This window comes from Candidatus Chlorohelix sp., from assembly GCF_037138995.1.
In the GTDB taxonomy this organism is placed as follows: Bacteria; Chloroflexota; Chloroflexia; order Chloroheliales; family Chloroheliaceae; genus Chlorohelix.
Window position 1 is genome coordinate 90,841 of record NZ_JBAXHI010000010.1, and the last position, 22,638, is coordinate 113,478.

The following is a 22,638-nucleotide window of genomic DNA, read 5'->3' on the forward strand; positions in this document are numbered from 1 at the left end:
GAAATCAGGGGTTACCACCCCACTAAAATTGGTCCAATATAGGCTAGGGCTGATTTGTCAGATTCAGATTTTGCTTTCCGGTTGGACAAGCAGACGCAAGCGAGCATTGTTCGCACAAAGGCTTGCGGGCGTTACAAACCCGCCGCCCGTGCCAAATGAGCCGATGCGAAACCATTGCCCATTCCTCACGGGGCGAAATTCGCATTAAATCTTGCTCGATTTTCTCAGGGGTTGTTTGTTTGGATAAACCGATACGCGCAGCTAATCGCATCACATGGGTATCAACCGGAATACCCTCGTTCTTGCCAAGCGCGTTGCCCAACACCACATTGCCAGTCTTACGCGCCACTCCCGGCAAGCGAATGAGTTCTGCCATTGTATCCGGCACTTGACCATTGAAATCTTGCACCAGCATTTTACTCATGCCAAGCAAGCTACGCGCTTTATTGCGATAAAAGCCGCAACTTTTAATGATACTTTCCAGTTCTTCCGGTTGCGCTTCGGAGAGGGTTAGCGGGTTAGGGTAGCGAGCAAAAAGGGCAGGAGTGGTCATATTCACGCGCTCATCGGTGCATTGCGCCGAAAGGATAGTAGCCGCCAACAATTGGAAAGCGTTCTGGTAGTTCAATTCGCAATGTGCGTCAGGGTAGCGTTCGACCAAACGGGGGTAAATTATCTCAAATTGGCGCTTTATTTTCGAATAATATTCCTGTTCTGCGTCTTCCACTTCTATGATTTCTCCTGCAACTTTGATTCCGGCTGTTGGTAATTATCGCTTCTTTCGCAGAATTATAACACGCTGTGCCGGGTCTGACTGTTAGGTAAGCATGGGAAAGCAGATACATGGCTGACCGGGATTTTTCTCCCGCCAACTGCAATTAATAAGCTTATTCCACTGATTAGCGGGTGTTGTATAATTAGCATGGTGAAGTAATCTTTAATTCGTCAATTATTTCCGTTGTAGTCTTAGTCATGCAATTTATTTATCCACATATAATAAGCAAATGAAACGATGGCTCCCAGAATTGCTACTTACCATTACCATTGTAATTATGGTATTTCTAACCTTAACGGTAAAATTATACTCGGTACATTTTCCCATTCCGACTGGAACACGCCTAGCGACAACGTTATGCGACCAATCGCCAACTAACCCCCGTTCATCCCGCGCCCTATTTCTGGAACGCTACGCCGAAGATTGGGGGGTGTATTGCGAGGGACCGACATCCCCTTATTACGGACAAAAACGCTATGTCCCGGAGAGCGGAGGATCTTTGGAATGCTCGATTGAACCCGGCAATTCCCCTTACGCCAATATTTATTGCTATCATGATATGCTCTCCAAGCCCAACTCGAAAAGCTTTATCCTAAGCTTTTCTTTCTGGATACCTGCCACTACCTGCGATAATGCAGGAGGCATCTCCTCAGTAATACAGGCACTGGAATTTACCTTTAACAAATTTTACCTGTCAAAAAGATACGAATTCGCGCTCCAATATCAAAATGTGTGGGATGGTTATTCTGCAACGCATGGTCCTGCATGGCATTACTGGAACGCAAACGGAAATTCGGGTAGTTGGTCAGACCTGCCTAACCCTCTCCACCAGTGCCTTCTGGGTAATAGTTGGCATACGTTCTTATTCGAGGGAGAGATAAATAGCAGCGATCAGGTAGTTTATAAAAATTTTACGCTGGATGGAGTTGCAAACGACTTGACAACGATTGCGCCTCAAACTGCGCCCCCTTCCACCTTTGGGGATAAGCTTACTATTAGCGTGCAGCTTGACAGTAATTGGCATGGAGACCCTTACAAATTACTTCTTAACAAAGTTAATTTTATCACAGCAACAAAAAGATGGGAGGTTGCCAGCCAAGCGGATGATGGTACGGGGGGTACAAGCGGGGCTTTTTCATGGGCTATCAAAAACGCGGGGACGGACGAGGCAATTACTTTCCAGCCGACTGTAACACAAATTAATTTTACCGGTTCGCTGAATTATCACAACTTGCAAGCAGGCGCGTTGATTTATGGCAGATGTAGTACAGGGGCAGAGATTACCCTTGATGGCTCAGGCACAGGTATAAACTCCAAAGGGTTGATATTGGATGGAAACAACCTGCTATACGGCATTAAAATTGCCAAGTTCAGCCTCCAACAATTAACCGTCCCGCTCTCTAGCGGCAATAACCAACTTGCCTGTGTGTCTTCCAGCCATATATAGTTTGCCAAACCTCCTTGAATTGCTTTACATAAATGCCGTATAATTCAACGTAGGTTACATTTGTTAAACAGACCTGAGATAAATGCCGATATTTACGAAACACCCTGAAAGAAGCATAGTTCCGGTTGCGGTGGAGATAAGCGAACCGCATCTATCGTGGTGGCACGCCCACTGGTTGAAATTGGCGTTGAGCGGTGCGGCTCTGGTACTGTTTACGGTTGTGGCGGTAATGTGGTGGCGCACTGCGCTGACTACCGTTGAAACTGAGCTTGACCGCAGCCGTAACCTCTACTATGAGGGACATTATACCGAAGCGGTGCGCCGACTGCGGGAGTATGTTAGCAAAAACCCATCCGATTATGAGAGCCGTTTATTGCTGGCACAAGGATTGTTGCAATTGCAACAGCCGCAACCTGCCGCCGGATATTTACGCAATGTACTCGCAACCCACCCCGATGACCCTGCCGCTACCTATTGGCTAGGACGCGCCCTTACCGATGACGGCAAGTATGAGCAAGCGGAACAAACGCTGACTGCTGTTACTAATAACGAATATCGAGCGCGGATGTTGCTGGCGATGGGGGAAAACTACTATCGGCAAAGTCGCTTTCAAGAAGCGCGTCTTATCATTTACGAATCCATAAAGTTGGGAGGCTCTTTTGATACACCCGAAGCGTATCGCGCCAACTATCTTTATTCCCTGCTGCTACTAAGCGACTTGCGTTTTGACGATGCCCGCGCCCAATTCAAACGCACCGCTTCGATTTTCCCCGATGGTAAATGGCAAAATAACGCCCCGCTGGCTTGGAGCATCTCCAAATATAACGAGCGCATACGGCAAATTACAGCACCGCTTCCAGCAGACTCAAACCAAGAAGCCGAAGCGGTTCGGCGCACTAAAGCGGGTTACACCCTGCTAAATGGAGAGGAATTTGGGTTGGCGGAAGAACAACTGGTGCGGGTGCTGCAACTTACTCCCGGCTTCGTGGACGCTCAGGCATACCTCGCCTCTATTTACTGGCGCACCGGCAGAGTTTTGCAAGCACAGGATACGCTTTACTCAGTCTTGAAAACCGACCCCACTAACCGCTTTGCCCGCCAGATTTTTGTACAATTGCTGATAGACCAGTTGCAACATGCACAACCTGCCGTTAATTCTACCGAACAGGTCAATAAAGCTAGGGATTATGCACAAGGATTAATTCAAGGTTTATTGAAAGAACGCCCCGATGACCCGCTCTTGCAGGTGGATTTAGCACGCTTTTATATGGTGCAAGGACAGTACAGCAAAACGGAAGAAGCCTATATCAAAGCACTAGAACTGAACGATAAAGCGCAAATTTCCGGCTTGAACGTGGAAGCATTGCTTCTACAACTCTATACTGAAATTGGGGTTGACCCTTGCGGTAGAGGCAGCATGTTTGCTGAGCGAGTGGTACAAGATTTCCCGCAAGACCCTGATAGTTGGTATTTTGCGGGGCTTTCCAACGTATTGTGCAACAAATACAACCTTGCCATTACCCAATTTCAAAAAGCGTTGGAAATGAAACCCAACTGGCCCCTTGCTACTTACCGTTTGGGCATTGCTTTTTTCGAGCGAGGCGATAAAGAGCAAGCTACCCGCTATTTTGATATGGCTAACGACATCGAACCCAGTAGCCGCTGGGTGCGTCGCGATTAACTCCTTGCGTTAAGTTTTCAGGAATAATAAGCGAATTACCTCATTGTAGGCACACTCTCTATTCTTTTCACAATTATCCTTTGCTATAATCCGCTCTACTAAGTAAAAATGAGGTAAAAATTATGGCATTACCTAAAATAGGTGCAAACGCGCCCGATTTTCAATTATCCGCGCCGGATGGCTCCTTGATACGCCTATCAGACTACCAACAACCGCAATTAATTTGCTTTATGCGGCATTTGGCTTGAATGCCTTGAGCAGAACATCTGGTGCAGTTGCATCAGCCTAATTTTATAGAGCAATTGGTCACTCTGAAAGCACGCTTACTGGTGATTTCATTTGCGCCTCCAGAACATTTCCGCAAATGGCGGGAGTATTGGAAGCAGATTCACCTTGCGCCCGAAATAGCAGAAAAGAGAACGCCTGAAGTCAATCAACTGCTACAGCAGACAGTCTTTCTCAATGACCCATTACTGAAAGTGTACCGTGCTTATGGATTGGGCAAATACTCAATGCTGACGGTGTACGGACCCTCCGTGCTGGCGAAATATACCCTATATGCGGCACAAGGCAAGAAAATCCTCAAAACCCGTGAGGATGTATTGCAGAAAGGGGGGGACTTTGCAGTGAGCGCGGAAGGCAAAATCACCTTTGCCTATAGTGGGCGCAACCAACTCGACCGCCCCCACCCCCAAATTTTGCTTGATTCGTTACTTCGCACCTAAGTTTAAGGCGGTCTGTCTGGAAAAATCAGTCCGTTCTACTTTGCCACGCACCCACAAACCCAGCTATAATATGCACAATCGTATCATTAGCCCGTGACAATCTTCTAAAAGTGTGCTTTCGCCACTATAGGCTTCTATTAAGATTTTCAGGGTGTGAAATTCGTTTTCACCCGATATTATTCTTAAACCCATATACTAATGTATGGACTATTTCTTATTGCTTAACTTGCCAATCAATGATGAATGGAGGACACAAAGATGAATGTAGCTACCAAAACCGGGGAGATTACTACCGGAGATGGCGTAACTTTGCGCTATATCGAGGCGGGCGAGGGGCAACCGCTCGTGATGATTCCGGGTTGGTCACAGACAGCCGCCCAATATAGCCATCAAATCGAGGGTCTTTCGGATCGCTATAGAGTTATTAGCCTTGATATGCGCGGGCATGGGGATTCAGACAAGCCCAATAGCGGCTACCGAATAGCGCGTTTCTCTCAGGATTTGCATGACATATTGGTGTCGCTTGACCTGCAAAACGTGGTGTTGCTGGGTCATTCGATGGGCTGTTCAATAATTTGGAGCTATTGGGATACCTTTGGCGCAGAGCGGATTTCAAAACTTGTGCTAATAGATCAGGTAGCCTTCGTGACCTCGAACCCGGATTGGAGCGCGGAAGAACTGGAAGCGGCAGGCGCAATTTTTGACCATCCGACACTGGTTGGTCTATGCAATGGAATAGCCGGACCAGAGGGAGATGCTACCAGCGCCGGTTTGGTTGGGAGCATGTTCACAGGAGCCGCCGCTGATGAATTGAAACAGTGGGCTGTTGATTTGAACCTAAAGTTTCCGCGTCAATACGCCTCCACGCTATTGTACAATCACTGCACGCAAGACTGGCGCGATGTGATTCCTCAAATTAACATTCCTAGCTTAGTAATCGGCGGAACGGTCAGCATATTTCCGGCAAAAGCTATAGAGTGGGTACATCAACAAATCCCCGGCTCGCAACTGGCAATATTCAATGAAAGCGAGGGAGGCAGCCACTTCATGTTTATCGAGGGAGCAGCCAAACTGAACAACCTTATAAGAGATTTTATCGATTAATCCCTACTGACGGTGGTTTCCGGTTGTTAGTTTTGTTCACTTCTCCCCATAGCACAAAAACGTTTTTTCAGGCAAGTGGTTTGAAACCGCTTGCCTGTTTCTTACTTCTCATTTCCCCTTGGAAAGCGCATATATACCATAGAATGTTATGGGTATGTTCCTATAATATAACTTTTCAGATATCCATGAACGGTTACAAGAATCTGGCTAAAATCGAACCATTCTAACTATATTTAGGCTCGAATTTCAAATCAAAAGCATTTTCTATATGAAAATTAATATTGCATCCCTACTTTTTAATTGCAGTTTGTGATAAACTATCTTTAACATGGGTATCTTCTTTCTACATTTACTGCACATATTTGCTCCTGCACTTATCTACGCCGATAAGGATGAAGATAGATGACCATTATTGAGTCACAGACAATAGGCAAGAAAGAAACGATTAGTAAGCTTTTATTATATTCGATACCTGAAAAAGCTTACCTGTATCGTTATGGGCTTGCCTTACTTTTGGTTATATTTGCCACACTTATAAAGCTGGCTTTAGTTTATTCAACGGATAACCCTAAAGACCCTTCTGTCCCTTTTTTAGTCTATATCCCCGCAATAATATTTGCCGTCTGGTATTGCGGCATTAAGCCGGGAATTATTACCCTAATTTTAAGTGCAATCGCTGGAGACTTTTTTTTCGTAGCGCCGATTTACAATATTTCGTTATTTTCTAATTCGGGCTTGCCCAATCTTCTGATTTTTATCTTCGATTCAATGCTTCTCAATCTTTTGATTCACAATTTACGCAAATATATAAACCGTTCTGAAATAGTAATAAAAGAACTTAGAACGGCAGAAGCCACTGTAAAAGCGCAAAGTGAACAGTTGAGAGTAACTTTATTAAGTATTGGAGATGGGGTCATTGCAACCGATTCTAACGGCTGCCTCACGCTTATAAATCCAGAAGCACAAAGATTAACCGGTTGGAAAGAAGAAGAAGCGCTGACACGTACTATAACCAGCATTTTCGAAATAGTTAACGAACATAGCGGAAAGAAAGTGGAAAGCCCGGTAGAAAAAGTATTGTTAGAGGGCAAAACAATAGAGATGGCTAACCACACCATGCTAATTTCGAAAGAGGGTAATCATACCCCTATCTCTGATAGTGGCGCACCAATTCTCGATGATTTAGGCAATATCATAGGCGTGGTTCTAGTTTTCCGCGATGTCACCGTAGCTCGCCATGCTGAGTTCGAACGTGAACAAATCCTTGAACAGTTAAAAGCAGAGCATGTCTTCCTTGAAACTGTCATAGAGCATCTGCCAATCGGTGTTTTTATATCTCAAGTTCCTTCCGGCGAATTATTGCGCTGGAATCCTGCTATGGAACAGCACTGGCAATATGATGTTAACCACCATAATGGAATATTTGATTATCAAAACATACGAATCTTCCATAAAGATGGCACGCAATATTTACCGGAAGAATGGCCGCTGGAACGCGCTATTTCTCAAGGAGAAATAATTAGAGATGAAATGGTTCGCTTCCAGCCAGACCATAAAACTTGGCGCACCCTACTAATCAGCGCCGCACCGATATATAACAGTCAAGGGGAATTAACTGCAATTGCCAACACCGTTAGAGATGTAAGCGAGCTATTGTCCCTAGAAGAGCAACTGCGACAAACCCAGAAAATGGAGGCTATCGGAAGGTTAGCCGGTGGCGTAGCGCACGATTTCAATAACATATTAACAATAATTTTATCATATACAGAATTGTTAGAAATTGAACTTAAAGAGCAAGCGCAAGATACTGATATTATAACTGAAATACAAAAAGCCGCCAAAAAAGCCGCTTCCTTGACAAGTCAGTTGTTATCATTCAGTCGCCGTCAAGTAATAAAAGCCGAAGTCCTTGATGTAAATCCAATTATTTCAAATATGAATAATATGCTACAACGGCTTATCGGTGAGGATATTTTGCTTGATTACGACTTACAACCTAACCTAGGTAAAATACGGGCAGATGCTGGACAACTAGAGCAAGTAATTATGAATATGGCTGTGAATGCCCGTGATGCAATGCCCGGAGGAGGCACCCTCAAGCTTAAAACCTCTAATGTAACCCTAGATGAGGCATATGCGGGTGAACACTACGAGGTCAAGCCGGGAGCATATATCCTGATAGAGATTAGCGATAATGGAATAGGAATGGATTATGAAACACAAATCCATATTTTTGAACCATTTTTCACCACCAAAGAACCAAACAAAGGCACCGGATTAGGGCTTTCAATTGTGTATGGAATAGTACAGCAAAACAACGGGCATCTCTGGGTTTATAGCGAAAAAGGGGTAGGAACTGTATTTAAAATTTATTTGCCGTTGGTCTCAGCGTTGGTAAAGCAAGCAGTGGATTTAAAACCAACCAATAGGATTGTAACAAAAGGCACAGAAACTGTCTTGCTGGTCGAAGATGAACAGCTTATAAGGAAACTTGCCAGCAAAATTCTGAAAGAAAATGGCTATACGGTACTAGAGGCACAAAATGGCTTCGAGGCACTGGAAGTTTCTGAAAATTTTACAAATACAATTCATTTATTAATAAGTGATATGGTAATGCCCAAAATGGGAGGATGGAGCCTTTCGAGAGAATTGATGAAAAAATACACCGATCTAAAGGTTCTACTTATGTCGGGATATTCCAGCGATTTGGTCCCTAATTTGAATTTAGCCGAAGAATTGAACTTCCTAGAAAAACCTTTCACCGCTATTGAGTTTATCTCCAAAGTGCGGACGGTATTGGATAACAAACTTAATTAACGGTCTGATTTCATATAAAATGTGATTCGGAGGCGTGTCAGATTTTTGCATTGAGAAAATCAGGATTAGGAGAATATAAAACCCGACCAACCTTCATTGGTCTCTTGGAATGGTTTGCCGTCTTATGACCGTCACCCATATAGGTCAAACCATTACATTGGTATTTAAGCCACCAATCAATCCAGTGCCGCTACCGCCAGATTTAGATGAGTTCTTCCTCGAACAGCTTGAAACGAACTTTTTGACCCGGTAGCAATTGTGCGATAAGCGGCAAATCGGTTTCGGCAACTACACCAATAATGGGATAACCGCCTGTAACTTGATGATCCGCCATCAGGATAATCGGTTGTCCGTCCGGTGGAACTTGGATTGTGCCAAAAACCGTGCCACATACCGCAATTTCTGCCCATTCTTCGCCCCGATATAGCGCCCTCTCACCCTTTAGGCGGTAGCCCATACGCTCCGATTCGCTACTAATTTCGTAGGACGCTTGGCAAAGTAATTCTAGCGAATCGAGCGCAAAGTGTTCAAGATAAGGTCCCGGAACAATATGCGCTATTACCTCTTTGCCGTAGTGTGGGCGCAAATCTTGCGAGTACGAATGTCCTGCCGCCCCTGCCAAATGCTGCACAGGTTTAAGATAATCGTTAGCGTTGGTGAGTATATCGCTTGCATTCAAAGTACGCCCTAGCCCGGCGTAACCGCCAAAGCGAGCATGTACATTGGTGGAACGGCTGCCCATCAGTAGGGGCGCATCCCAACCGCCATGCACTGCCAGATATGCCAGCCTGCCTTCTGCCCCTGCAAAATCGAGGGTTTGTCCGGCACGCACAAACACGCTGTGCCACATTGGGATAGGACGCTTGTTAAGGCGAGGTTTGAAATCGCTGCCGGTTATCGCAATCAACGCCTTTTGCTCGAATCTAAGTGTTGCCCCGCGCAAGGTCATTTCGAGAGTAGCGGCATGTGGCTTATTGCCGACCAATTCGTTGGCGGCACGGTGGGCGAAACGGTCTAAAGCGCCACCCGGCGTTACTCCGTAGGGCTTGCCGCTGGTACGTCCTAAATCCTGAAGGGTGGAGAAAATCCCCCCGTTCTGCACATGAACCCGACATTCAGGATGGTTGCACATTTTATTTACTCCAAACTGGAATCAAGGTTGTGTATATTGTGCTGGTAATGGTCAAGCTCTTTCGCGGTGATGGGAAAAAACTGTACCAAATCACCGGGTTGAAATCGAGAGGGCGGTTCGCATATCGGCTCGAAAACTGAGAGCGGCGTATAACCCAACAACCTCCACCCGCCCGGCATATCAAGCGGGTAGATGCCCGTCATTCCGGCAGCCAGCGCTACAGCGCCACGCCGGACTCGCGTGCGGGGTCGTGCTATTCGCGGCAAGTCAATTTCAGGCGGCAATGCGCCCATATAAGCATAGCCGGCGGTAAAGCCTACGATATATACCGAGTAGATAGCGGAAGAATGTAGCCTGATGACTTCCTCTATGCTCAAACCTTTAAGCCGCGCTATTTCCTCAAGGTCTTCGCCATAGTCGCCCCCATAAACCACTGGGATGCGATGCCGTCTTGCCGGATTCAAGCCGCCCCCTGCCAGATAGTGGCGCAAGTATTCCGCAAATTCAGGCGATTCGCCCACTTCCTGAAGCCAACTCAGAGTTGCCCTCATGTTGGGTTGGGTTGGTTCAAGCGGAATCAGTACACTATCGTAACCCGCTACCAAGCCCTTTTCCCATTCTGGGTGTATTTCGCGTAGATATTGGGTACAACCACGCGCCAGCAACAGCCGTTTGTAACGAGTTGTGGCATCCAACGCTGCATGATTTTCAGCGCCGCTTGGATAGGTCAGCCGCGCCAGAATAGCATTATTTCCTAAAGGGCGCGGGTCGAGAATACGGTGAGGCAATACGGGAAAATCGGTTGACACTTTTAATTCTCGCCCCGCTTTTGTAAGGCGCAAGTCTTGATATTTTCTGTGGCAAGCGTCTCGCGTAGGTGTCGGGCAATTTCCAAAGCGGTAGGACCATCGCCATGTATGCACACCGTGTCCGCCTGTAATTCCAAGATTGAGCCATCGCTTGCTATGATTTCGCCTTTTTTAACCAAACGCACCACTTGTTCTGCAGCTTTAACCGGGTCGGTAATAAGGCTACCCGGCAATTTTCGATTTACCAACGTGCCATCTGGGTTATACTTTCTATCGGCGAAAGCTTCTCGCGCCACCTGCAAACCTGCTCGATGTCCTGCTTCAATCATCAGGGGAGAGGTTGCAAGCGCGACCATTATCAGCGTTTGGTCGAAGCGGGCGATGCCCCGCGCAATTGCTTCTGCTACCGGCAACTCCAACGCCGCCACGTTATAAACCGCCCCGTGTGCCTTAACATGGGTCAAGGTTGTACCCTGTGTGTGGACAAAAGCTGCCAACGCGCCGATTTGATACAGGATAAATGCCTCGATTTCAGCAGGAGTCATCTCCATTTTGCGCCGCCCGAAGCCTTGCAAATCAGGGTAAGAGGGATGCGCCCCAACTGCTACACCCTTATCTAACGCCAGCCTTACCGTTTCGGACATTACCAGCGGGTCACCCGCGTGGAAACCGCATGCCACGTTTGCAGAAGTAACATATTCCAACAAGGCAATGTCATTTCCAAGCTTATAATGTCCGAAACTCTCGCCCATATCGCAATTTATATCAATTTGCATTAATCTCACCCAATAAAGCACTTCTCACTATAGCAAGACAACCGACGGAATGCGGATGATTAGCATCGAGTGTTATTGTTACTTTGAAATATAACTGTCTTGATTATTAAGGAAGCGGTCGCGTCACTTCGTAAATATACATAGTATCTATGGGACGGGCGATTGCGAGTACCTGCTTAAATTTTATATTAGGATACAATGCCAAAAAATCCTGAGTAGGGTCTAGTTTTGACGAAACATAAATCAAAAACAGATTGGTCTTGTCACTTGCCAATAATTGTTTTTGTACCTTTGACGAATCGATATTGTTGAAGTTAATATGTATAAATTCACTGTGTCCATACATTAGTACACTAAGGTAATCACTAACCCACGAATATTCCAAAACAGCTAATGGCTGTTGACGTACCGCTTGTTCTTTGAGTAAAAAGTCGCTTGCTTCAGAAGCACCTTTACCTGACGACATACCTATTTGATACTGGACTTTATCAAGTTGAGGGAGCGCAGCCTCAACTGGCGCTGTTACCGCTAGGTAATCAAACCAGAGTGCCGGTAATAACACTATTGCCAGCCCAATATAGCCCCATTTAATCATTCGGTGTTGTCTCAATTTATTAAAGATTAAATCCAATCCCCCGGCGGCAACTACTATCAGCGGTAGCATTATATACAGCATATAACGAGGAAAGAAAAGTCGTGAAAAGAGAAAGAGCGGAACAATCGCGAAAAGAGTGGATAATACCAACGGGGTAGCAATCCGCCAACGTTGAGTAAATAACCAGCCAATTCCGATCAAGCAAACAAGCAAAAGGGGAGGGGTTACATAAGCATAAAACCACTGAACAAACTCCGAAACACTGTTCAACATATCGTTAAAGGTGGGGCTGCCTACATAACTGAAGCGATGAGAAGAATCCCAATCTCCTTGATATTGGCTTACAAAGAAAATTGTGCTAAGCCAGTAGGTTGCGTATGTTATCCCTATTCGCGGCAAATAGTTAGCCCAACGTCTTGGCGAATATATAAATATTAGCAATAACCCTGATATTGGTAACATCAGCAATGACAGTAACTTGGTAAGTAGAGCAGCAGAAAGCGCCAACCCTGTCAGTATGCCGAACAACAAAACCTGACGCGGCTTGGAGACTTCCAGCAAACGCAGGGTGAAGTATATAGTGATACCGATGAACGTTGCAGACATTGGGTCAACCAGTGACATACGCTCATGCCAGAAGGAATAAGGGATAATTGCCCATAATCCTGCCGCTATCAAGCCGCCCCGTGCTGAAAAAAGGCGTTCGCCGATTTTGTAGCATACCAGAATTGTAACTAATCCGGTAAATGCGCTTAGCCAGCGACCCCACAACAGCAAGTTGTCTAAACCTGTGAAGAGATACACAGCCGATAAAACCCAACTATAAAGAATTCTCCCTTCCGATGCCAAAAAAAACAACGAGTTTGTGCCATCCACTACATAAGCTCCCGCTTTGGTATGGAAAGTCTCATCCACAAAAATAGGTAAGACAAGCGGGTTTGCCAACCGTCCGGCAAAGCCTATTAACACAATTGCTGCCAGAATGTACAGGTATTTTTTAGGGGTAGTTTCTCTCGGTTTTGGCAACACATTTATTTCATGTTCAGTTGGGCGAAATTGAAGAAAAGTTAGATATTTGCTGGCAAAATTGAGTAGCCACGCCAACCCAAGAGAAAGGAAAATTATTCCTACAGCATCCCAAATATAAGTGATTGGCATGGGCAAGAGTCGGAGAGCATCTGATTGAGCATTAACCGTAAACCAACAGGCAAATGCACCACTCACTAACCCGATAGCATAGGGCCATAGAGGACGTTTACGCCAGCCCCTTATCGCCACTACTATCTCGGTAAAGAGCCAACTCAGCCCAATTCCCAGTCCTATAGAAATATAGATAAGTGTTTGACCGGGTAATCCAAATCCATTTTTACTGTTTAGCTCAATTTCGGTTAACAAGATGCCCAATCTGCGACCATCACCGGGTAAATAGCTGGGAGTCTTGAACTTAAGAATCATACCTTTGGAAGATATTGCTGAAGCCGGAATATCAAAGCGGTAGTTTTGCAAATTGTTATCAGGAGTGAAGGTAAATAGCAAATTATCGTTGTCGTCACGCACCTCAACCGAACGAGATTGTAGGCTCAAAGCGGTTAGGCGCAATTCGTACGGGCGGATTGGCGCAACTAATAACGAAATTTTCCACTCAGGGCGAGTCCAGCGATAGGCGAACTGTTCGTTTTTTTCTTCCCCAAAAACTCCTTCTACATTAGGTTCAATATTCGGCAAACCCGTACCAGCACTATATGAGACTGAGCCTTGCACCAGAGAAGTAGCAAAAAGAAATAGAATTGTGACTAATGCTAGAGAAGGCCAAACCCATTGTAGAATGATTTTTAGGTTTATAGCTCGGTTAGCAACTTCAATTTTGGTTTCTGTTTGCTTTTGACTTGTTATACCCAAAGCTGCGTGTCCCTTCCTAATTGATTACATATATTAAGCTGTAGATATTTGGAATCTTCTGTCAGGTTTTGCGCTTAACCCACGCCGTATTTCCCCAAAATCTATAACAACTGTTTGTGTTTTCCACCGCTCCCTCCACGATTCGAATGGGAAGATGGGAAATTGCTTAAGCTTTAATATTTGGCAATATTACAACAGATTTATCTGGAAAACAAAATGACTCCATGCGTATTGTGGAGTCATCCTGTTTCTTATTTAGCTAACTTATTAGTAGGTTTGCAATTATGATGCCAATTGATGCTCGGTATTAATCTGATTCAGATTGAAGTCGAAAGAGTATGCTGAGTTATCAAGGGTCGGAATATCCCAAACTACCGTCCAGCCTGCCGCTTTCGCCAATTTCCTCAGCTTATTATCTGATGCTGCCGATAGAACCACCTTAACGCCCAACTTGCCCGCATAACGATTGACCACTTCAAGTTTGTCGAGGCTGTTTAATAGGCGTGAAGAACTTTCAGGAGACCAAATCAAAATGTTCTCAGGCTTGTCATTCTCGTAAACCATTACTTCCATTGCTGCCAGCAAGCGGTATAAATCCTGATATTTGGTTGTAATTAGTACGGGTTCCATATATTTATTTTCCTATTCTGGTAAAGAAATTTCAGTATTGGTAGAAGTAATACAAGGCTTGAAAAAATATATGCTGTATAACTTCCATTTAATATTAGCATAAATCCCGCACAGACAAAATCGCGGTTTTGTGAAGAAAGCATGGATACTATGTTTGAGTTTGCACAAAAACAAGATGGCTTCTCCATTCACAAGGATTGTCAGCGCTTTGCGCCTAATATATGGGATTTACAACAGCTTGTAACATAGCCGCACAATCTGCAATCCTAAATTTCTCTTTGTATATAGTAGCTTGAAATTTTATCTGGTATTATTGTAGTAGCTGTATCTCTTTATGCTCAGTCGGCTGTAGAAATGATTTAACCGGGAGGTTAACATGTCTCAAGAAAACCCCGTCCAAGCTACAACGAAAGTCGTGAGGTCTTTTAACCCTGACAAAACTGTGAAGGAATTAGTAGAGGAAATCAGGGAATTAGCCGGAGAAAAGCATGCCGGTTTTTTCAAAGCTTTGGGCGAAAATGCCAAGAGTAAATTTGGCAAAAAAGAAGGAAGCGATCTTAAAATCCCCTTGAGTTTGCTCAAACTTAAAGCGGTGGATCTGGCAACTATTACCAGTGTAGTATTATACCTAGATAGCGTTGGGTCAGGTGACAAGACCCTGAATGCGCTGTTATCCGAACAAGGCTTAGGCAAAATTGAAGGGCAGCTTAACTTCACCCGCTTTGCCTCTCAGGTAATTATTCAAAACCGCAAGGAAAAAATAACTGCCGTAAAATCCCCCACTAGGGAAGTGAAACCTGTTGTCCAACAACTGGTTGAAGCAAAATTACCAAAACCTGTTGCTCAACCTGCTGCAACGAAACTATCAAAACCTGCTTCCAAGCTGTTTGATGAAGAAAAGCCAAAGGCGCCTACGAAACAATCTTCTGGCAATATTTTATCCAAGCCCAAAAGTGTGCAGTTGCCGAAGTCGCCTGCAAAACAGGCTGCCGGCGGAATTTTATCAAGGGCTGTAAAGCGTTTCTCCTCAACAGAGGCTAATGTTGAAAAAGCCCCTGTTGAGGCTAAAGCCAATTAATTACAATACTTGAGCAAATCCGGGAGAATTTTTGCCCGGACTTGTTTTTAGCTTTTCAGCTTGTAATTGTGTGCAAGGTCAATTGCATATTTTAGGTTATTCCATGAGACTTCGGATGGTACGGTGCAATCTGCCGCCAGAATAAAGCGTTCGGGCGCTTCTTCAATAACCTTTTCTACGCTTTCACGGATTTGAGCAGGCGTACCATTGGTAATAATTCCCTTGCGCTCCAAGCCCCCCATATAGGGTCGGTTAAAGAATTGCGCGGCATCTTTGGGAGTCAATGCTTTATTCCCAACTTTTAAAGGAGCGTTTACTATTGTACCGGGGTAATCCGCGAACTTCCCAAAATCGTCATAATCGAGGTGGTAATCACAAACATGCAGAATATTAAACAAGCATTCCCGGTTGGCTTCTTCCATTAAAACCAAATCATAGGGTTTGATATATTTCTCGAAGACTGTCGGGTCATTAAAACGCCCGGTTTCACCACCCTGTGTAGAAGTATAGAAACCGTCCACCCCCAACTTGATACACTCTCGCGTGAACAGCAAAAGGCTTTCGGTAATTGTTTCCAGACCTTTCTTGATTAATTCAGGCTCGGTGTTTAAAGCCGCAGTGACAATCTCATCGTTGGTAGAATGTACTGCACACATAAAGGGGGAGTAAAGCGTAACTACCACCACTGCCTCATGTTTGATAGCCTTAACTAAACCTTCTATGGCTTCCAATTGTCCTTCATAAAACTCGCGACCGTAATACGGCATTTTGAGCCAATCGGCGGGAGACTGGATTTCTGGAAGCGTGGGATATTTACCTTCATATTGTATTTTTAGCAAGTCCATACCTGTATAGCGGAAATACTCCAGATGCTTCTCAACTGCCGCACGTCCGGTGTGAAATTCATTTGGAAAATGCAGAAAAAAGGCGGCTGGGATGTAGGAAAATGGTTTGCTACTATCAACCACACTTAAGATTGCATCGCGCTTGTTCATAATAATTCCTTTCTGGAAATGGCATCATTTTTTTGTGAGATTGCCCCAGTTTAGTGGAGCGCGGGAATAGTTAGACCGATAACTGCTCGAAATCTACATGTATCACATAATTTAACGACAAATGTAATCGCTGCTTATTATAAAATAACTGTCCTAGCCTGCATACTCTCAAAATTATAACGTTCTCTTAAGCGTTAATCTACTCTTGTTTTAAGGAAATAGGTAAAGTATAATTTCGCGGGCAATGAAGCTTAAAGTATTGGAAGGATGTAATGTGAATGGTCAGATGGTGGAATATCACACTTTAATAACGGATTCGGTAGAAGCAGCCGCCGCATGCTTACGGCTCGGTCAGACAGTTATTTTTCCAACCGAAACGGTGTATGGGCTGGGCGCGGATGCGACTAACCCGGCGGCAGTATTGGCGATTTATGAAGCCAAGCAACGCCCTGCCGATAATCCGCTAATCGTGCATATTCACGATCTGACGCAAGTAGAAGAACTCGCGCATAGTGTGCCTACCTACGCTTATAAGCTTATGGAGCATTATTTCCCCGGTCCACTTACCATTTTACTCCACAAAAACTCTATCATTCCCGATATTACAACGGCGGGTAGCAAATTGGTATGTCTGCGAATGCCTTCCTTGCCGATAGCTCGCGAGTTTCTCGTAGCTTGTAATTTGCCGGTAGCTGCGCCGAGTGCCAATATTTCAGGTCGCCCTAGTCCCACCCGTTGGCAGGATTGCCTAGAAGATATGGACGGTAGAGTAGGGGCTATTTTGCGCGGTCCCGAAGCCACACATGGGTTGGAGTCCACAATTGTGGATTGTACAGGTACGAATCCGGTATTAATACGACCCGGCATCATTACACTGGAAGAATTGGCACAACTTGTACCGGGTATTGTGGCACATACTGCCAATAAGGTAATAGCGTTACCCGGTATGAAATACCGCCACTATGCCCCTCGCGCTCGTGTGTTTATGTTGGAAGGAGGGAGTCAACCTTCCGCCGGATTGTTGGAACATCCGGTGGCTTATATTGGGCTTGAGCCGCCTGCTTTTGAAACCGATTTCCAACTGATTCTTGATTCTGCGGTGCAATATGCCCATGAGCTTTTCGCTTTCATGCGAGAATGCGACCGTAGGGAGATAAGTCAGGTTTACGCCCAACGTTTGCCGGAAAAAGGCATTGGGCGTGCGCTTATGAACCGACTTAATAAAGCTGCCGAAACACCCCTTTAGGCTAAAGACAAAATCTAATGAAAAAGCCCCTTCCGGTAAAGGAATAGGGGCTATTTAAAAGCTATAGCTGGAAGCCCAATACCAGAAATACGGTTTTCCCTGTGACATCTGTATTAGTGTATGCTTTCGCCATAGTTGAATCGTAAACCATTACCAGCAAACCATCAGTGAAGTTTGAGGAAAAAGCGGTAATAGTACGCTGTCCCGAAGTGTTACTTTCGGTCACGTTAGAGTATCCTTTGGCGCTCAGTTCACCTTTGTAGAAAGCCACTACTTTATCCTGCGAGTCACCGCTGGCATAGAGATTGTAGTTGAACTGTTTGTAACTGGAGAAACTCTGTTCAAATGCGCTTTTAACCAGTGAATTGATTTCAAGTTGCTGTGCGTTGGGATACACCGAAACAACGCTGCTGCCCTGCTGCACTGCCACAGTAGTAGTTGCTTTGGTCGTTCCAACTGCCGCAGTAGTGGCTGCTTTGGTCGTTCCAACTGCCACAGTAGTAGTTGCTTTGGTCGTTCCAATTGCCGCAGTAGTGGCTGCTTTGGTTGTACCGGTGAAGGCTGCACCTGAGCCACTGATGATAAGTATCAGCGAATCTTTAGCGTTGATTCCGGTAATACCTGTTGCACTAGCAATACTACCGGGGAAGCCAACTATACCCACTGCATTGGCTCCCTTCTGGTAAATAATGATGAAAGCACCTAGGGTTTCAAGTTGAGATAAAGTACCGGAGTCTGCTTGTCCCATCGCTGTGTTGGTGAGGTCGTTCCAGCCCTGTTTAGGAAATTCGCTCTGATAGAACGATTTAATCGTAGCAGTATCATCGGCGCTGCTGAAAGCATCCACTGTACCGTTAGGTACATTTCCTATACTATCGGCGAATTGACTCTTTACCGCATCGGGAAGAGTAACAGTTGTTAAGCCCGGATAAGCCGGAATATTTGAGACGCTGCTATTACCACTGCTAGTCGTTCCGGCGGCAGTGGTTTTACTTCCAGCGGTAACCGTGCCTATTGCAGTGGATTTTGCGCCGGGAGTTGCTTGGGATGAACTAGTAGCAGTAGAGGCGGAAGCTTGCGTGCTATCCCCTTTGTTGCCGCTTGTCACTACCAATACGATACCCACGATAGCGCCGATTATGACAATTAGCCCGACCACGATAGCGATAATTAAACCGGTGTTACCCTTTTTCGGAGGTGGTGGCGTTTGCCCGTAACCGCCTTGCCCATAGCCCTGTTGCTGAGGATAACCGCCCGCCGGAGGGGGATAACCACCGGGTTGTTGATAACCGCCCGCCGGAGGGGGATAACTACCCTGACCGGGGTCGGTTGGTTGACCGTAACCGCCGCCCTGTGGCGGATAATTTCCATAATTTCCACCGGGACCCTGTGGAGGATTCATTTTCCAACCCTTTCACTAATACTCTAATTGGTTCAGATTTTTTGGGAAAATTCTGATTAATTTTGTTACAGCCGTATTAACCAATAATATAGTTAGATTACTGTAGAGTCTATGAGTAACCTCACAGAATATTCAAATATGTTGGTAAAGATGTGATTTCAGGATACTTGTTCTGTCCCTTGCATCTTCCCGCTTGCACTAACTTTGAAGGAGAGATATAAATCGAGGAAGAGGTTAACAACTCTCCTCCTCTAGCCTGAAGATAAAAACAGGCAAATTCTAAGCCAAACCTTTATTTGGCAACCGCTTTATAGCCCGCTTCCAGCACAACCAGAATATTACCTGCGGGTAGGCTGCCTGCATACGATTTTAAAATCCCTTCGTTGCGCCCACCTGTACCAATCATAATAACGGACAGTACCTGCTGGTCTTTTACAAAGCCCAATACCCAACCGTTGCTGCCCAGCGTGGTGGCTTTAAGAATTTCTTGGGTGCGATCACTCCAACCGAGCTTGGTCATTTCGTTGCGATACCAGTTCTGAGTATCGGAAAGAGCAGAATTTGTGCTGTAAGCGCTTACTTTCGGGTTGGGAAAACTAGCATTATTGTTATCTTTTAACAATTCGGCGGTAAAGGCAGTGTCAAGTGATATTGGAGTAGTACCAGTATATTCCGGCACTTTGTAATCCTTATTGCTAACGGAGGCACTTTGTTCGCCGCATGCCGCTAGAATCAACGACAGCAATAATAAGGCTAATGGCACGAGCAGATACTTTTTACGTTTCAACTGAGGCATCGGATTTCTTTTTCCCCTGTAACCAATTGTGTAAGCTGGAAAGTAAAAATGGATGTAATTAATACATCCACTTTGAAGATCGTAGCAATTATATACTATTTCAAGCGTTAAAAGAACCCCTGAATAGAAATTTACTGTGGGGCATTGGCAACCATCTTCGTTTTTTGGTTTCGCTTCAGACTTAGACGAGTTCTATGCTGAGAGCCACTGCCCCGCCACCGCCCAAGCACAAAGTTACAAGCCCTCGCTTGCCGCCGGTATCCTGCAAGGCGTGAATCAAAGTAGTTAGGATTTTTGCGCCGCTCGACCCGATTGGATGCCCTAAAGCGATTGCGCCTCCCCGCACATTTACACGGGTGAGGTCGAAGTTCAGTTCTTTGTGGTTTGCCAACACCTGCGCCGCAAACGCTTCATTGACTTCTACCAAATCAAAATCGCCTAGCTTTAAGCCGGTTTGTTCCAGCAATTTATTTACCGCAAGGGGTGGCGCAGCAAAGACATATTTAGGCGCAAGCGCGGCGGAAGCATATCCGGTGATACGGGCTTGTGGCGCAATTCCGTATTGCTCGGCAGCGGTTCGGCTGAGTATCACCATTGCGCTTGCTCCATCGCTCAAACCGGGCGCATTGCCAGCCGTAACCGAACCGCCTTGTGGCTTAAAAGCGGGTTTCAGGGCTGTCAACGATTCAAGAGTCGTATCAGGGCGGGGCGGTTCGTCCACCTCGAACAAGGTCACACCCTTTTTGCTTTTTATTTCAACCGGAGTAATTTCGCGTTTGAAAACCCCTGCTTCAATAGCATGTGCGGCTTTGCGCTGGCTGTTGTAAGCAAATTCGTCTTGCGCTTCACGGCTAATTTCAAATTTATCGGCTATTAACTCCGCGCTCATACCCATGTGCAGGTTTTCAAAGGCACACCACAGCCCATCATGAACAACAAGGTCAACCAGTTCGCCATTACCCATCCGGTAGCCGTTACGAGCTTTAGGTAGCATATAAGGTGCGCTGCTCATGCTTTCCATACCGCCTGCTACCACTATATCCTGCTCACCCGCTTTAATCGAATTAGCTGCCAGCATTACCGCTTTCAAGCCACTTCCACAAACTTTATTGATAGTTAGCGCCGGAACTTCGGCAGGAACGCCGCCTTTTATAGCTGCTTGTCGCGCTGGGGCTTGCCCTTCTCCCGCTTGTACTACGTTTCCCATAATCACTTCTTCGACCAATTCGGGGCGTAGCTCAGCGCGTTTCAAGGCAGCACGAATAGCAAGTGCGCCCAATTCCGGAGCGGTGTACCCGCTCAATGCGCCGAGAAACTTACCGGTAGGCAGACGAGTTGCGCCTACAATTAACGCTTCGTCACTTTTTAATTTTGCCATGTCAGCCTTCTTCCATTTTTTATGATCTGAATTGTTATTCCTATGATAGCATGGGTTGTTCAAAGTTACGTATATTTATGCTATACTTTACTCCAGTGGAGAGGAGTAGCCGTCCACTAATTGGTCGCCTAACCGCTCCCTACTACCTCCTTCCTAATTATATAACCTATGTAGCCTTTATTGCGGATATACCAGATTGTGCAATAGAGATAACTCGACTGTTGACTGAACAACCGAAAGCACCTTACTATGCCGGAGCCTGAAAAGCTGGATACCGAAACCATTGTCCCTGCCTCCGCTACCATGGAGTTGGTCAGAGTAGAACTGCCTCCCTCGCTGCCCCTTGACCAGAACCCCGCTGCCATCTACTTGGCTTCGCTCCGCCCGGTTGGTCGTCGCGGAATGCGCCGCGCCCTTACTGCCATAGTTGAAACCATCAAGGGCGAATCCTCCGACCCGCTCGACTTTCCTTGGCACACCCTCCGCTTCCAACACACCCAAGCCTTACGCGCTAAACTCGCCGAACGCTACCGTCCTGCCACCGTCAACCACATGCTCTCCGCCCTCAGAGGGGTACTTTCCCAAGCCGAGAATCTTGGGCTTATCTCCGCTGACGATTTCCGCCGCACCACCAAAATTAAGAGTATCAGAGGTGAGAGTCTGCCCAAAGGCAGGGCGCTAATTCCCACCGAGTTAACCCTGCTAGTCCGGGTCTGCCAGAAAGATAACAGCCCCAAGGGAATCAGAGACTTGGCGATGGTGGCGGTATTGTATGGCGCCGGTCTCAGACGGAGTGAGGTGGTCAAACTGGACTTGAAGGATTTTGACCTAAAAGACAATTCCTTGAAAGTGCGCTCCGGTAAGGGGGGCAAAGACCGCGTGACCTATTTGGGACAACGGTCAGGGGAAGCGCTGGGAGAGTGGATTAAAGCCAGAGGCGAAGAAGTTGGACCGCTGTTCTTGCCGGTGACCAAAACGGGGAAGCTGTTGAGAAGGCGTTTGAGCGACCAAGCGGTGTTATGGATTTTGGCGCAGCGGGGCAAGGAGGCAGGGCTAGAGCATTTCAGCCCCCATGATATGCGGCGCACCTTCATTTCAGATTTGCTGGATGCGGGGGCGGATATAGCCACGGTGCAGAAGTTGGCAGGACATGCCAGCGTCACCACCACCGCTCGCTATGACCGGAGAGGAGAGGTTGCCAAGCAGAAAGCGGCAGAGTTGATAAAGTTGCCCTTTGATTAGGAATAGGAGCAGGAGTAATGCGGCATAAAGCAGGGCTGATACTGTTGGCGAACTACAAAGAAGAAAGGTTTGCTAGAATTAGGAGAAGCGAAAAAAAAGACAGAAGTAAAA

Annotated in this window: 19 protein-coding genes; 9 read left to right on the forward strand and 10 right to left on the reverse strand. The window is 46.0% G+C overall.

Going from position 1 to position 22,638, the window contains the following annotated elements:
* Positions 1-43: 43 nt before the first annotated feature.
* Positions 44-727 (reverse strand): endonuclease III, encoded by a 684-nt coding sequence (gene nth, locus WCK19_RS07050; protein ID WP_342396665.1) that lies wholly within the window; start codon positions 725-727, stop codon positions 44-46.
* A 277-nt stretch (positions 728-1,004) separates the two neighbouring features.
* Between nth and WCK19_RS07055 the strand changes: the two genes are divergently transcribed.
* The 6 genes from WCK19_RS07055 (at position 1,005) to WCK19_RS07080 (ending at position 8,549) form a co-directional block, all read left to right on the forward strand.
* Positions 1,005-2,222: a hypothetical protein gene (locus tag WCK19_RS07055; protein ID WP_342396666.1), complete on the forward strand. Its 1,218-nt coding sequence runs from the start codon at positions 1,005-1,007 to the stop codon at positions 2,220-2,222.
* A gap of 82 nt (positions 2,223-2,304) precedes the next feature.
* The gene (locus tag WCK19_RS07060) at positions 2,305-3,903 is read left to right on the forward strand and encodes a tetratricopeptide repeat protein (RefSeq protein WP_342396667.1); all 1,599 of its coding nucleotides are present in this window, start codon (positions 2,305-2,307) and stop codon (positions 3,901-3,903) included.
* A gap of 122 nt (positions 3,904-4,025) precedes the next feature.
* On the forward strand, positions 4,026-4,151 hold the full coding sequence (locus WCK19_RS07065) for a hypothetical protein (protein WP_342396668.1): 126 nt from the start codon (positions 4,026-4,028) through the stop codon (positions 4,149-4,151).
* 21 nt (positions 4,152-4,172) lie between these two features.
* On the forward strand, positions 4,173-4,628 hold the full coding sequence (locus WCK19_RS07070) for a hypothetical protein (protein WP_342396669.1): 456 nt from the start codon (positions 4,173-4,175) through the stop codon (positions 4,626-4,628).
* A gap of 258 nt (positions 4,629-4,886) precedes the next feature.
* Positions 4,887-5,732, forward strand: a complete 846-nt coding sequence (locus WCK19_RS07075) for an alpha/beta hydrolase (protein ID WP_342396670.1) — start codon at positions 4,887-4,889, stop codon at positions 5,730-5,732.
* A 402-nt stretch (positions 5,733-6,134) separates the two neighbouring features.
* Positions 6,135-8,549, forward strand: a complete 2,415-nt coding sequence (locus tag WCK19_RS07080) for an ATP-binding protein (protein WP_342396671.1) — start codon at positions 6,135-6,137, stop codon at positions 8,547-8,549.
* Positions 8,550-8,751: 202 nt separating this feature from the next.
* On the opposite strand, the gene WCK19_RS07085 is transcribed toward WCK19_RS07080, so the two are convergent.
* The 5 genes from WCK19_RS07085 to WCK19_RS07105 all read right to left on the reverse strand — a co-directional run bounded on the left by WCK19_RS07085 (position 8,752) and on the right by WCK19_RS07105 (position 14,390).
* Entirely contained in the window at positions 8,752-9,681 is a 930-nt protein-coding gene (locus WCK19_RS07085; RefSeq protein ID WP_342396672.1) for a biotin-dependent carboxyltransferase family protein, read from the reverse strand.
* Between the two features lie 5 nt (positions 9,682-9,686).
* Positions 9,687-10,490, reverse strand: coding sequence for a 5-oxoprolinase subunit PxpB (gene pxpB, locus WCK19_RS07090; RefSeq protein ID WP_342396673.1), 804 nt, complete (start codon positions 10,488-10,490; stop codon positions 9,687-9,689).
* A 2-nt stretch (positions 10,491-10,492) separates the two neighbouring features.
* On the reverse strand, positions 10,493-11,266 hold the full coding sequence (locus tag WCK19_RS07095) for a 5-oxoprolinase subunit PxpA (RefSeq protein ID WP_342396674.1): 774 nt from the start codon (positions 11,264-11,266) through the stop codon (positions 10,493-10,495).
* Positions 11,267-11,372: 106 nt separating this feature from the next.
* Positions 11,373-13,760, reverse strand: a complete 2,388-nt coding sequence (locus WCK19_RS07100; protein ID WP_342396675.1) for a glycosyltransferase family 39 protein — start codon at positions 13,758-13,760, stop codon at positions 11,373-11,375.
* A gap of 282 nt (positions 13,761-14,042) precedes the next feature.
* Positions 14,043-14,390 carry a hypothetical protein gene (locus WCK19_RS07105; protein WP_342396676.1) on the reverse strand — a complete coding sequence of 116 codons (348 nt, stop codon included), beginning with the start codon at positions 14,388-14,390 and terminating at the stop codon, positions 14,043-14,045.
* Positions 14,391-14,766: 376 nt separating this feature from the next.
* Between WCK19_RS07105 and WCK19_RS07110 the strand changes: the two genes are divergently transcribed.
* A complete protein-coding gene (locus tag WCK19_RS07110) occupies positions 14,767-15,468 on the forward strand; it encodes a hypothetical protein (RefSeq protein WP_342396677.1) in 702 nt (233 codons plus the stop codon).
* 47 nt (positions 15,469-15,515) lie between these two features.
* Here WCK19_RS07110 and WCK19_RS07115 read toward each other — a convergent pair whose 3' ends face one another.
* The gene (locus WCK19_RS07115) at positions 15,516-16,463 is read right to left on the reverse strand and encodes a uroporphyrinogen decarboxylase family protein (protein ID WP_342396678.1); all 948 of its coding nucleotides are present in this window, start codon (positions 16,461-16,463) and stop codon (positions 15,516-15,518) included.
* Positions 16,464-16,737: 274 nt separating this feature from the next.
* Between WCK19_RS07115 and WCK19_RS07120 the strand changes: the two genes are divergently transcribed.
* Entirely contained in the window at positions 16,738-17,709 is a 972-nt protein-coding gene (locus tag WCK19_RS07120) for an L-threonylcarbamoyladenylate synthase (protein WP_342396679.1), read from the forward strand.
* Between the two features lie 61 nt (positions 17,710-17,770).
* On the opposite strand, the gene WCK19_RS07125 is transcribed toward WCK19_RS07120, so the two are convergent.
* From WCK19_RS07125 to WCK19_RS07135, 3 genes are all read right to left on the reverse strand, one after another.
* On the reverse strand, positions 17,771-19,111 hold the full coding sequence (locus WCK19_RS07125; protein ID WP_342396680.1) for a hypothetical protein: 1,341 nt from the start codon (positions 19,109-19,111) through the stop codon (positions 17,771-17,773).
* A 292-nt stretch (positions 19,112-19,403) separates the two neighbouring features.
* Positions 19,404-19,907 carry a hypothetical protein gene (locus tag WCK19_RS07130; RefSeq protein WP_342396681.1) on the reverse strand — a complete coding sequence of 168 codons (504 nt, stop codon included), beginning with the start codon at positions 19,905-19,907 and terminating at the stop codon, positions 19,404-19,406.
* Positions 19,908-20,088: 181 nt separating this feature from the next.
* On the reverse strand, positions 20,089-21,285 hold the full coding sequence (locus WCK19_RS07135; RefSeq protein WP_342396682.1) for an acetyl-CoA C-acetyltransferase: 1,197 nt from the start codon (positions 21,283-21,285) through the stop codon (positions 20,089-20,091).
* A gap of 249 nt (positions 21,286-21,534) precedes the next feature.
* On the opposite strand from WCK19_RS07135, the gene WCK19_RS07140 reads away from it, so the two are divergent.
* Complete coding sequence (locus tag WCK19_RS07140) at positions 21,535-22,527, forward strand: tyrosine-type recombinase/integrase (protein ID WP_342396683.1); 993 nt, start codon at positions 21,535-21,537, stop codon at positions 22,525-22,527.
* Positions 22,528-22,638: the final 111 nt, after the last annotated feature.